We start from the raw sequence: 12,800 nt of genomic DNA on the forward strand, positions 1-12,800 counted from the left end.
AACATGGGCGTACGCACATGGATCGACTCCTGGCCGGTCTACCGCCAGCTCAAGGGCACCGACCCGCTGGGCCGCGGGGCCGCCGCCAAGAGCGGGACCAGCGCGCGGCTCACGCCCCGGGTAGCCACCGCCGACCGGGTGGTCAAGTCGGTCTGCCCGTACTGCGCCGTGGGCTGCGGCCAGAACGTCTACGTCGAGGACGAGCGGGTCACGCAGATCGAGGGCGACCCCGACTCCCCCATCTCACGCGGCCGTCTGTGCCCCAAGGGCGCGGCGAGCCTCCAGCTGACCACCGGCGACTCGCGCGAGCACCACGTCCTGTACCGGCGCCCGTACGGCACCGATTGGGAGCGTCTCGACCTCGACACGGCGATGGACATGATCGCCGACCGGGTGATCGCGGCGCGCCGGGCCGGCTGGCAGTGGGAGGTCGACGGGACCCGCACCCGGCGCACGCTCGGCATCGCGAGCCTCGGCGGGGCGACCCTCGACAACGAAGAGAACTACCTGATCAAGAAGCTGTTCACCGCCCTGGGAGCGATTCAGATCGAGAACCAGGCGCGTGTTTGACACTCCTCCACCGTTCCCAGTCTGGGAACCTCGTTCGGCCGCGGCGGCGCGACCACCTTCCAGCAGGACCTGCAGAACTCCGACTGCATCGTCATCCAGGGCTCGAACATGGCCGAGTGCCACCCGGTCGGGTTCCAGTGGGTGATGGAGGCCAAGGCCCGCGGAGCGAAGGTGATCCACGTCGACCCGCGGTTCACCCGCACCAGCGCGCTGGCCGACCTGCATGTGCCGCTGCGCGCGGGCTCGGACATCGCCTTCCTCGGCGGGATCGTCAACTACGTCCTGAGCAACGAGAAGTACTTCCGCGACTACATCGTGGCGTACACCAACGCGCCGGTGCTGCTGCGGGAGGACTTCCGGGACACCGAGGACCTCGACGGCGTCTTCTCGGGTCTGGACACCGACAGCCGCAGCTACGACAACAGCAGCTGGCAGTACGAGGGCACGGAGATCCAGGCGGCCTCGGGCGAACGTGACCAGGAGTACCAGGAGCGCACGCGTGGCGGCCGCTCGGTGTCGGAGGCGGCGCGCGGTGAGGCCCACGGTTCGGGCGGCGCCGCGATCCCGGAGGGCGAGCCCCGGCGCGACGAGACACTGACCCACCCGCGCTGTGTCTTCCAGGTGCTCAAGCGCCACTACGCCCGCTACACACCGGAGATGGTCGAGCGGATCTGCGGAGTGCCGCAGGACCTGTTCCGCCAGGTGTGCGAACTCGTGACGGAGAACTCCGGACGCGAGCGGACCACCGCCTTCGCCTACGCGGTCGGCTGGACGCAGCACACCGTCGGTGTCCAGTACATCCGCACGGCCGCCGTGCTGCAGAGCCTGCTCGGCAACATCGGCCGTCCGGGCGGAGGCATCCTCGCCCTGCGCGGACACGCCTCCATCCAGGGTTCGACCGACATCCCCACCCTGTTCAACCTGCTGCCCGGCTACATCCCGATGCCGCACGCGCACCACAACCAGGACCTCGACGCCTTCATCGAGGCGGAGGCGGCGCACAAGGGCTACTGGGGCAACATGCGCGCGTACCTGGTGAGCCTGCTCAAGGCGTACTGGGGCGACGCCGCGACGCCCGACAACGACTTCTGCTTCGACTATCTGCCGCGCCTGACGGGCTCCCACTCGACCTACGAGACGGTGATGGCCCAGCTGGAGGGAACCTGCAAGGGCTACTTCCTGATGGGTGAGAACCCGGCGGTCGGCTCGGCCAACTCCAAGATGCAGCGGCTGGGCATGGCCAATCTCGACTGGCTCGTCGTACGCGACTTCTCCCTCATCGAGTCGGCCACCTGGTGGAAGGACGGCCCGGAGATCGAGACGGGCGAGCTGCGCACGGAGGACATCCGCACCGAGGTGTTCTTCCTTCCGGCCGCCGCGCACACCGAGAAGGACGGCACCTTCACCAACACCCAGCGTCTGCTGCAGTGGCACCACCAGGCCGTCGAGCCGCCTGGCGAGGCGCGCAGCGACCTGTGGTTCACCTACCACCTCGGCCGCATCATCCGGGAGAAGCTCGCCGGGTCGGCCGACGGGATGGACCGCCCGGTGCTGGACCTGACCTGGGACTACCCCACGAAGGGCGAGAACGCCGAACCGGAGGCGGAGGCGGTCCTCGCGGAGATCAACGGCTACGACGCCGAGGGCGACCCGCTGGCCTCCTACGAGCAACTGAGCGACGACGGCTCCACGGCCTGCGGCTGCTGGATCTACTGCGGGGTCTACGCCGACGGCGTGAACCAGGCGGCCCGCCGCAAGCCGGGCAAGCAGCAGAACTGGGTGGCGAACGAGTGGGGCTGGGCGTGGCCGGCCAACCGCCGCATCCTCTACAACCGCGCCTCCGCCGACCCGGACGGCAGGCCGTGGAGCGAGCGCAAGGCACTGGTGTGGTGGGACGAGGACAAGGCGCTGTGGGTGGGACACGACATCCCCGACTTCGCGAACAACAAGTCCCCTCATCACCAGCCCCCGCCGGACGCCACGGGCGCCGAGGCGCTGTCGGGCACCGACCCGTTCATCATGCAGGCCGACGGCAAGGCCTGGCTGTTCGTGCCCTCCGGGCTCACCGACGGGCCGCTTCCCACGCACTACGAGCCGCAGGATTCGCCCTTCACCAACCTGCTGTACCCCCAGCAGCGCAATCCCGTACGGCACTTGCTGCCGACGCACCCGGACAACCGCTACCAGCCCAGCGGCGACGAGCCGGGCACGGAGGTGTTCCCGTACGTCGCCACCACCTACCGGCTCACCGAGCACCACACCGCGGGCGGCATGTCCCGCTGGCAGCCCTACCTGGCCGAGTTGCAGCCGGAGTTCTTCTGCGAGGTATCACCCGAACTCGCCGCCGAGCGCAGCCTGGAGCACACCGGCTGGGCAACGATCGTCAGCGCCCGGAACGTCATCGAGGCGCGGGTGCTGGTGACCGACCGGGTGCCCCCGCTGACCGTGCACGGCCGCACCCTGCACCAGGTCGGTCTGCCCTACCACTGGGGGCCGAACGGCTACACCACGGGCGACGCGGCCAACGAGCTGGTGCACATGTCCCTCGACCCCAACACCCACATCCAGGAGACGAAGGCGTTCGCCGTCGACATCCGGCCCGGCCGCCGTCCCAGGGGCCCGGCGGCCGTCGAGCTGGTGCGCGCCTACCGGGCCCGGGCCGGCATCGACGACCACACCGGCACGGAGGTCTGAGCCACCGTCGCGGAGCTCACCTCAGTACCACCGAGTGCGAGCCGCGCGGCACGAGCTCCCCGATCACCGGCGCGCCGGGTACCTCCCCGGCGACGAGCAGGCCGCCGGAGGTCTGCGCGTCGGCCAGCAGCAGACGGGTGTCGGCGTCCGTGTCCCCGAAGTCGGTGTGCGGGGTGACCCATTCGAGGTTGCGCCGGGTGCCGCCGCTGACGTAGCCGTCCCGTACGGCCTCGCGGGCGCCGTCGAGGTAGGGCACGGCGGCGGTGTCGACCACGGCGGTGACGCCGGAGGCGCGGGCCAGCTTGTGCAGATGGCCGAGGAAGCCGAAGCCGGTGACGTCGGTGGCACAGGTGACTTCGGCGGCGAGGGCGGCCTGGGATGCGTCCCGGTTGAGGGCGGCCATCGTGGCGACGGCCTGCTCGAACCGTTCGCCGGTGGCCTTGTGCCGGTTGTTGAGCACACCGGTGCCCAGGGGCTTGGTCAGCGACAGCGGCAGTCCCGGCCGGCCGGCGTCGTTGCGCAGCAGCCGCTCGGGGTCGGCGACACCGGTGACCGCCATGCCGTACTTCGGTTCCGGGTCGTCCACGCTGTGCCCGCCGCCGACGTGGCAGCCCGCCTCGGTGGCGACGTCCAGTCCACCGCGCAGCACCTCGCGGGCCAGGTCGAACGGGAGCCGGTCGCGCGGCCAGGCCAGGAGGTTCACGGCCAGCACGGGCCGGCCACCCATCGCGTACACGTCGGACAGGGCGTTGGCGGCGGCGATGCGCCCCCAGTCGTAGGGGTCGTCCACGACCGGGGTGAAGAAGTCGGCGGTGCAGACGATCGCCGTCCCCCGGTGGGTGACCACGGCCGCGTCGTCGCCGGTGGCGAGGCCGACCAGCAACGGGGTGTCGCCCCCGGCGAGCGGTGGCACGGTCAGCCCCGCGACCACCTCCTCCAGCTCTCCGGGCGGGATCTTGCAGGCGCAGCCGCCGCCATGGGCGAACTGCGTGAGGCGGACGGTCTCTTGGCGGGTCGGTGTCATACCTGTCTCCTGGGGCACTAGCCTGGCGGGCGGTGGAGGCGTGTGGGTGCCTGGTGGCCCTCCCGGTCTTCAAAACCGAGGTGTCCGAGGATCTCGGGCAGGCGGGTTCGATTCCCGTCCGCCTCCGCTGCCCGGCTCGGGCCGGCAGCGCCGGCGCTGGTCGTCCACCCGCTCGGTGTGTCCCCGCGCGTCCAGCAGTTCCAGGAGCGGCACGGCCACCCTGCGCGTGGTGTCCAGGGCGCGGCGGGCCTCGCTGAGTGTGAACGGCTGGGGCAGCCGGCGCAGGACGTCGGCGGCCCGGGCGTCCGCTCCCGGCAGCAGCACGATGCCGTCGGCCACCGCCAGCAGCGCGCCCGCCGAGACCGCGGCGGCCACCGCCTTGCGGGTCAGCCCGAGTTCCTTCAGGCGGTCGGCGTCCGGTGCGCGGAACGGCGTCCGCGTCAGCTCGTGTCGTACGGCGTCGACGGCGGCCTGGAGGGGCGGTGGCAGTGTCGGCCGGAGGCTGCCGGGACCGTACAACCGGCCTTGCCGGCGCAGCAGTCGGGACTGGCCCGGTGTCTCGGCGAGCGCGTCCACCAACGTCCGGTCGGGCAGGCCGAGCAGGCGCCGGGCCGCCTCGGCCGGCAGGCCCGGTTCCAGCGGGTGCTCCTCGGCGTACCGCTTCACCTCGGCGGCCAGGCGCTCCCGCAGTGCCGCCCAGTGGGTCTCGTCGACCAGCCACTCCCCGGCGACGGGCGCGGTGGGCGGCGGCACCCCCATCGCCAGCAGCTCCGAGCGGCGGACGATTCGCCGGCGCCGCAGCTCCGCGGCACCGTCCGGGCGGCCGGTCATGGCCGCCAGTTCCGCCGCCCTGGAACGCCCCGCGCCCCGCCGGGCCAGTCGCGGCGGGCGTACGTCGAGCACGGTCACCCCGCACGGCATGCGCTGCCCGCCCGGCTCCCGGAGCACGGCCCGGTCCCCGACACGCAGAGGCAGGGCCCGGTTCAGGGTCAGCCGCGCGGTGTCCTCCCCCAGTGGGCGGACCGTCGCCGGGACGGCGGCCGTACCGATGTGGAGGGTGACCGTGCGGGGCAGGTCGGCGACCGGTTCACCGGTGACGCGCACGTCCACGAGGTCGGTGAGCAGCCAGCGGTCCGGTGTCAGCAGCACCTGCCCCCGTCGCAGGGCACCGTCCACGGAGCCGTGCACGTTGACCGCCACCCGTGCCACACCGCTGACGGCGGACCGTTCCTCGTGCAGGCACTGCAGCCCGCGCACCTTCAGCAGGGTCGAGCCGTCGCCCGTCACCAGCCGGTCACCGGTACGCAGGGTGCCCGCGGCGAGCGTGCCGGTCACCACGGTGCCGTGGCCGCGTACGGTGAAGGCGCGATCCAGCCAGAGCCGCACGTCGGCGTCCGCGGGCGGCACCGGCAGCGATCGTGCCGAACGGGCCAGCTCCGCGCGCAGTTCGTCCAGTCCGGCGCCGGTCACCGCGCTGACCGCCACGGACGGCACCGTGCCGAGGGAGGTGGCGGCCAGGCGCTCCAGGGCGTCGGCGCGCACGGGCTCGGGGTCCGCCAGGTCACTGCGGGTCACCGCGAGCACGGCGTGCCGTACCCCGAGCGCGTCGAGGATCGCCAGGTGTTCCTCGGACTGGGGTTGCCAGCCCTGGTCGGCGGCCACGACGAACAGCACGGCGGGCACGGGTCCTGCCCCGGCCAGCATGGTGGCGACGAACCGCTCGTGTCCCGGCACGTCCACGAAGGCCAGGTGCTCCCCGTCCGCCTCCAGCCGGGTCCACACGAAACCGAGGTCGAGGGTGAGCCCCCTGCGCCGCTCCTCCTCCAAGCGGTCGGGTTCCATCCCGGTCAGAGCCCGCACCAGAGCGGACTTGCCGTGGTCGACGTGCCCGGCCGTGGCCAGCACCCGCATGGCGACTACCTCCCCGCCGCCGACCGCACGGCCCCGGCCAGCCGCTCGTCGTCCTCCGGGGGCACGGCCCGCAGGTCGAGCAGACAGCGCCCCGCCTCCAGGCGCCCGACGACGGGGACGGCGCCTGTGCGCAGCGCGGCGGCGCAGGACTCGGGCAGGGACAGGGCGGCGCTGGGCAGCGTCACCCCGGGCGCGCCGCCGCCTCCCACGGTCGCCGCGCTGTCGACGGCGCGTACGTCGATGCCGTCGGCGCTCAGCGCCTTGGCGAGCTCCTCGGCGCGGGCCATCAGCTGTTCGGGGTCGGCGGCCAGGGCGGCGGCGGTCGGGGTCCGCGGGCCGGTGAGCGTGGCCTCCAGGGCGGCCAGGGTCAGCTTGTCCACGCGCAGGGCGCGGGCCAGGGGGTGCCGGGAGACGGTGCGGACCAACTCCCCGTCGCCGAGGAGCAGTCCGCACTGCGGGCCGCCGAGCAGTTTGTCGCCGCTCGCGGTGACAAGTGAGGCGCCGGACCGCAACTGCGTCTCGGCGTCGGGTTCCTCGGGCAGCAGCGGGTGGGGGGCGAGCAGCCCGGAGCCGATGTCGGAGACCACGGGGACGCCCAGCGGCGCCAGTTCGCCGACATCTGCGGCGCGGGTGAAACCGGTGACGCGGAAGTTGGAGGGGTGCACCTTCAGCACGAACCCCGTCTGAGGTCCGATCGCGGCGGCGTAGTCCGCGGCGGTCGTGCGGTTGGTGGTGCCGACCTCGCGGAGCCGGGCCCCGGTGGAGACCAGAAGGTCCGGGAGCCGGAAGCCGTCACCGATCTCCACCATCTCCCCCCGGCTGATGACGATCTCCTTGCCGGCGGCGAGCGCGGTCGCGACCAGGACCAGCGCGGCGGCTCCGTTGTTGACGACGTGCGCCGCGGCGGCGGAGGGCACCCGGTCGCACAGCGCCTTCACAGCCGTGCGCCCGCGGCGGGCCCGGACGCCGGTGTGCAGGTCCAGTTCGACGTCCGTGGGCCCGGCGGCCTCCAGCACCGCCTGCCGGGCCGCGGCCGACAGGGACGCCCGGCCGAGGTTGGTGTGCAGCACCACGCCGGTGGCGTTGATCACCGGGCGCAGACCGCCGGCGGTCCCCGGGAGCAGGGCGAGGGCCGCGTCCCGCACCCGCTCCGGCGGGATGCAGCCGTCGCGTGCCTGTTCCTGCGCCTGCCGCACGGCCGCCTTCACCACGCGGGGCCCCAGCCGGCCCACCGCCTCCACCAGGCGGGGATCGCTCAGCAGGGTGTCCGTGCGGGGAATGCGCCGTCGCGTGTCGACGGCACCGCTCGGCCGGGGCGCGTGTCCGGCGCCGGACGCGACCGCCCCGGTCCCCTCAACGGCTCCCTGCGGTGTGACCCCCTGCTCCATGCGGCCCCTGCCTCTCCGGCCCCGGCCTGGCTGTCCGAGGAAAACCCATCGTCTCCCAGTGCCCCCGGCCGCCCGCCCGACACGCCGGGGTGGCAGGGCGCGGGGCTGTGCGCGGAGTAGCCCGGCATGCGGGCCCGGCCCCCGGGGGCGAGGCTGGAGCCATGGCCGAGCGTCGAGTGATCGTGTACCCGCCGAGCGAGAGCGGCGGCCGGCGCGTGCGCGCGGACGGCGAGATCCTCGGCACCGCCTATTCGCTGCATGACTTGACGGTCTTCCTGCAGCACGCCGGGCTGGAGGGCGTGGACGAGGTGGACGTGGCCGACTCGCCCTTGATCGAGTGGCACGGCGGTGGCCCCGAGGTGTGGGAGAGGGAACGCTGACGGCTTCGGATCGGCCGGTCCTGGTGCGCACAGCGGTGCTATGAAGGGAACATGAGGGTACGTTTCGGACGAGATCGGACCCAGGCGCGGCCCCCGCCCACCGGACGCGCGCGTGAGCGTCGCGGTTCCGTGCTGAACCCTCACAGCGCGGCCGGGCAGGTGTTCCTCCTTCAGATCGTGATCGTGGTGCTGCTGGTCGTGGCCGCGGTGGCGAGCGTGATGCTCCAGGCGGCGCGGGACGCGCTGCAGCAGGGGCGCCGCGTGTCGGTCGTCGCGGCCCAGTCGTTCGCGAACGCGCCCGGAACGGCCGAGGCGCTGCGCAGCCGGGACCCGTCGGCGGTCCTGCAGCCGCGGGCCGAAGCGGCGCGCAAGAAGGCGGGCGTGGATTTCGTGGTCGTCACGGACACGAAGGGAATTCGTTATACGTACCCCTACCCGAAGGAGATCGGGAAGAAGTTCGTCGGCGACATCAAGCCGGCGCTGGAAGGCCGTACCGTCATCGAGCAGGCCGGTGGGCCGCCCGTTCCCGCCGGCAAGGGCACGGCCGTGCAGGCGGTGGTCCCGGTGTTCGACTCCCATGGCACGGTCGTCGGCCTGGTTTCGGCGGGGATCACGGTCAAGAACGTGTCGCGCCTGTGGATGCCGCAGCTGCCGATCATCGTCGGTACCGGCGCGGCGGCGCTGGCACTGGCCGCGACCGGGACCACGCTGGCGTCCCGACGGCTGCTGCGGCAGACGCACGGCCTGGCCCCGGTGGAGCTGGCGCGGCTGTACGAGCACCACGAGGCGGTGCTGCACGCGGTGCGGGAAGGGGTGCTCATCACCACCCCCGACGGGCGGCTGCTGCTGGCCAACGACGAGGCGCGGCGGCTGCTGGCCCTGCCGGCCGACGCGCAGGGGCGCCCGGTGCGGGAGCTGGGGCTGCCGGAGAAGATCACGCGGCTGCTGATCTCGCCGGACGCGGTGACCGACGAGGTGCACGTCGCGGAGGACCGGCTGCTGGCGGTGAACAAGCGGCCCACTTTCCCGCACGGTGGTCCGGGGGGCAGCGTGGTGACGCTGCGGGACACCACGGAGCTGGCGGCGGTCTCGGGACGGGCCGAGGTGGCGCGGGAGCGGCTGAAGCTCCTCTACGAGGCGGGGTTGCGGATCGGGACGACGCTCGATGTGGGGCGTACGGCGCAGGAGCTGGCGGACGTGACGGTGCCGCAGTTCGCGGACCTCGTCACCGTCGATCTGCTGGACGCCGTGCTGCGCGGCTGGGAGCCGACCGCGGAGGGATGGCGGCATCTGCGGCGTACGGCGATCAGCGGGGACCGGCAGGTGATGCCGGTGTATCCGGTGGGCGAGATGATCACGTTCTCGCCGGGAACCCCGCAGATGCACGCGCTCCAGGAGGGTCGGGGGATGGTGGAGCCGGACCTGCGCAGGGCGCACGGCTGGCGGGAGCAGGATCCGGAACGTGCACGCAAGGCGCTGGAACTCGGGCTGCATTCGCTGGTGACCATGCCGTTGCAGGCTCGGAACGTGCCGCTCGGTGTGGCGAACTTCTACCGGACGACGGACTCCCCCGCGTTCGAGCCGGACGATCTGTACTTCGCGGAGGAGCTGGCCGCGCGGGCGGCGGTGGCCATCGACAACGCCCGGCGGTTCACGCGGGAGCACGAGATGGCGGTGACGTTGCAGCGCAGTCTGCTGCCGCGGGGGCAACCGGAGCAGGACGCGCTCGAGGTGGCCTGGCGGTATCTGCCTGCTGCGACGGGGGTGGGCGGGGACTGGTTCGACGTCATCCCGCTGCCGGGCGCACGTGTGGCGCTGGCGATGGGCGACGTCGTCGGTCACGGACTGCACGCGGCGGCGACGATGGGGCGACTGCGCACCGCGGTGCACAACTTCTCCACGCTGGACCTCCCCGTGGACGAGGTGCTCGGGAACCTGGACGACCTGGTCGCCCGCATGGACAACGAGGAGGACGCCGCCGAGGCCGCCGACGGCCACGAGGGCGAGGCGGTGACGGGAGCGACGTGTCTGTACGCGATCTACGACCCGGTGACGGGGGCGTGCACGATGGCCCGCGCCGGGCACCCCGAACCGGTGGTGGTGCGTCCGGACGGAACCGTCACCTGTCCGGGCGTACCGGCGTCGGCACCGCTCGGCCTGGGCGGTTACCCCTTCGAGACCGCCGAGCTGCGTTTGAGCGAGGGTTCCCAACTGGTGCTCTACACCGACGGTCTGGTGGAGGAACGCGCCCGTGACATCGACGTCGGCCTGGATCGGCTGCGCCGGGCGCTGGGCGCGGCCGGAAGGCGCAGTCCGGAGGAGGCGTGCCAGGCGGTGATCGATGCGGTGGGGCCGGCGCGACCCGCCGACGACATCGCCCTGCTGGTGGCGCGGACCCGGCTGTTCCCGCGCTCGTGCGTGGCCGAGTGGGGCGTGCCGCCGGAGCCGGCGGTCGTGCCCTCGGTCCGGACACGGTGCAGGGACAAATTGCGGGAGTGGGGGCTGGAGGACATCGGGTTCACCACGGAGCTGATCATCAGCGAGTTGGTCACGAACGCGATCCGGCACGGGTCGCCACCGGTGACCGTGCGGCTGCTGTACGGGCGCTGCCTGATCTGCGAGGTGGCGGACGGCAGCAGCACCTCGCCGCGGCTGCGGCGGGCGGCGACCACGGACGAGGGCGGGCGGGGGCTGTTCCTGGTGGCGCAGTTCGCCCAGCGGTGGGGGACGCGCTACACGGCCCGGGGCAAGGTGATCTGGGCGGAGCAGACCCTCCACGACGTCCACGACGTCACGTCCGCCGCGACGGACCCCACGCCGGTCGACGTCCTCCTGGAACAGTTCGGCGACCCTGCCATGTAGAGCGGATCCCGCCCCGGGCGCGCCTGCCCGACCGCAGGGGCACCGGGGCTGGCACCGGGGCCGTACACGCCCGAGGATGGCCGGGTGAGGACACCGATCAGCCGCCCCAGCCTGCGGCCCTACCTGCCGTATCTGCAGCGTGCCGCGCTCCCGCACGACGGACTGACCGCCCACTTCCTCGGCGCCAGCTCCGTCCTGCTGTCGGACGGTGAGACCCGTCTCCTCATGGACGGGTTCGTCACCCGGCCCCGCCTGCTGCGCGTGGCCTTGGGCCGCATCGCGCCCGACCGCAGGCTGGTCCGCGCGGCCGTCGAGCGACTGGGCGTGGACGGCCTCGCCGCCGTGGTGTGCGCGCATTCCCACTACGACCACGCCCTCGACGCCCCGCTGTGGGCGCTGGAAACCGGTGCCGAGCTGGTCGGGTCGCGGTCCACCGCGAACGTCGGGCGCGGTCAGGGGGTCCCCGCACGATCGCTGCGGGTCGTCGAGGACGGCGACACCCTCACCTACGGCGGCTTCGACCTGACCTTCCTGACCTCCCTGCACAGCCCCGGCGACCACTACCCGGGCAGCATCGACCGGCCCCTGGTCCCGCCGGCCCGCGCCCGGGCCTGGAAGACCGGCACCGTCTACTCCGTGCTGGTCGCGCACCCCCGCGGCCGTCTGCTGCTGCACGCCAGCGCCAACCACCGGCCCGGCGCCCTGCGCGGTCACCGGGCCGACGTCGTCTATCTGGGCATCGGCAACCTGGGCAAGCAGCCCGCCGCGTTCCTCCAGGCGTACTGGGACGAGGTCGTCACCACCACCGGAGCCCGGCGCGTCGTCCTCGTCCACTGGGACGACTTCTTCACCGGTCTGGGGCGCCCGTTGCGCCCGCTGCCCTACCTGTTCGACGACCTCGACACGACCATGAGCCGACTGCTGCCCCTCGCGCGCCGTGACGGCGTCGACGTCGTCCTGCCCGCCGCCTGGCAGCCGAGCGATCCCTTCGCCGGCCTCGGATGAGAGCCCGGGGACGCTATCCCGTCTTCGTGCCGGCCTCGCCGCGGGGCTGCCCTCCTTCTCCGATACCCGTCTGACCGGCGAGCAGCGGGGAGCGGGTGAGCAGCGTCACGGCAACGGCCACGACGACTGCCCCCGCGACCGACAAGATGGTGTACACGCCGCCCCGGACCGCTTCGCCGAAGACGAAGACGCCCCACAGGATCGCGACGACCGGGTCGGACATCGTCAGCCCGGGCTGGCTGGCGAGCAGCCGTCCGGCGTGCATCGCGGACTGCAGCAGGAACATCGCGCCGGTGCCCGCCACGATCATGGCGTAGAGCTGCCAGCTGGTGAACAGCGCGCCGATGCCGTGGGTGAACGTGTCCGTCATGCCCTTGATCAGCGCGGCGGTGAACCCGAAACCGCACCCGGTCGCCACTCCCAGGAGGGCCGCCTTGCGGGCCCCGGGATCGGCGAGACGGGCCCACACCACCATGGCGGCGACCAGGAGCACGTTCACTCCCGAGGCGAACGCCCACCTCAGAGCGGTGGCGTGTGCGGCCGAGCCCTGCGAGGGGGACAGGGCGAACAGCAGCCCCGCGAGGCCGGCGGCCATCATCACCGAGGCGCCCCATTCCCGGACGCCCAGTCGGCTCCTGAACACCAGCGATGCCAGCAGCAGGGTGGCGGGCAGTTCCAGGACCAGCACCGGCTGCACCAGCGAGATCTGGCCGTTGCCCAGCGCCGCGGCCTGCAGCAGGAATCCGGCGATGACCGAGAGGACGCCGGCGAACCACACCGGCCGGTGCAACAGGTGCCGTACGAGCCGCCAGCTCAGGCTCTCGCTCGCCGGGCGGTCCCGCGCCGCCTTGCGCTGCAGCACGGAGGCGAGGGCGTTCGCGATCGCCGCCAGGACGGCGAGCAGCACGCTCAGCACGGCGCGCCGCCCCCGGGTGCCAGCGCCCCCGCAGCGACGATCATGTCTCC

7 protein-coding genes, 1 tRNA gene and 1 pseudogene are annotated in these 12,800 nt (G+C 73.0%); 5 read left to right on the forward strand and 4 right to left on the reverse strand.

What is annotated here, in order from left to right; all coding sequences use genetic code 11:
• Positions 1–3 precede the first annotated feature (3 nt).
• Complete coding sequence (fdh, locus tag ACIRC0_RS19950) at positions 4–3,264, forward strand: formate dehydrogenase (RefSeq protein WP_403617462.1); 3,261 nt, start codon at positions 4–6, stop codon at positions 3,262–3,264.
• A gap of 16 nt (positions 3,265–3,280) precedes the next feature.
• Here the strand turns inward: fdh and selD are convergent, their stop codons facing one another.
• Entirely contained in the window at positions 3,281–4,288 is a 1,008-nt protein-coding gene (gene selD, locus ACIRC0_RS19955) for a selenide, water dikinase SelD (RefSeq protein WP_403617463.1), read from the reverse strand.
• Between the two features lie 34 nt (positions 4,289–4,322).
• Between selD and ACIRC0_RS19960 the strand changes: the two genes are divergently transcribed.
• A tRNA-Sec gene (locus tag ACIRC0_RS19960) sits at positions 4,323–4,416 on the forward strand.
• 34 nt (positions 4,417–4,450) lie between these two features.
• On the opposite strand, the pseudogene ACIRC0_RS19965 reads toward ACIRC0_RS19960, so the two are convergent.
• A pseudogene (locus ACIRC0_RS19965) lies at positions 4,451–6,199 on the reverse strand (SelB C-terminal domain-containing protein); the annotation flags it as partial.
• Between the two features lie 5 nt (positions 6,200–6,204).
• Positions 6,205–7,587 carry an L-seryl-tRNA(Sec) selenium transferase gene (selA, locus tag ACIRC0_RS19970; protein WP_403617464.1) on the reverse strand — a complete coding sequence of 461 codons (1,383 nt, stop codon included), beginning with the start codon at positions 7,585–7,587 and terminating at the stop codon, positions 6,205–6,207.
• Between the two features lie 161 nt (positions 7,588–7,748).
• Between selA and ACIRC0_RS19975 the strand changes: the two genes are divergently transcribed.
• The 3 genes from ACIRC0_RS19975 to ACIRC0_RS19985 all read left to right on the forward strand — a co-directional run bounded on the left by ACIRC0_RS19975 (position 7,749) and on the right by ACIRC0_RS19985 (position 11,834).
• A complete protein-coding gene (locus ACIRC0_RS19975) occupies positions 7,749–7,967 on the forward strand; it encodes a hypothetical protein (RefSeq protein ID WP_403617465.1) in 219 nt (72 codons plus the stop codon).
• A 51-nt stretch (positions 7,968–8,018) separates the two neighbouring features.
• Entirely contained in the window at positions 8,019–10,829 is a 2,811-nt protein-coding gene (locus tag ACIRC0_RS19980) for a SpoIIE family protein phosphatase (RefSeq protein ID WP_403617466.1), read from the forward strand.
• An 84-nt stretch (positions 10,830–10,913) separates the two neighbouring features.
• On the forward strand, positions 10,914–11,834 hold the full coding sequence (locus ACIRC0_RS19985) for an MBL fold metallo-hydrolase (RefSeq protein WP_403617467.1): 921 nt from the start codon (positions 10,914–10,916) through the stop codon (positions 11,832–11,834).
• Between the two features lie 13 nt (positions 11,835–11,847).
• Here the strand turns inward: ACIRC0_RS19985 and ACIRC0_RS19990 are convergent, their stop codons facing one another.
• Positions 11,848–12,750, reverse strand: coding sequence for a DMT family transporter (locus ACIRC0_RS19990; protein ID WP_403617468.1), 903 nt, complete (start codon positions 12,748–12,750; stop codon positions 11,848–11,850).
• Between the last annotated feature and the right edge of the window lie 50 nt (positions 12,751–12,800).

It is taken from the genome of Streptomyces sp. NPDC093984 (genome assembly GCF_044764595.1).
GTDB classification, from domain to species: domain Bacteria; phylum Actinomycetota; class Actinomycetes; order Streptomycetales; family Streptomycetaceae; genus Streptomyces; species Streptomyces cynarae.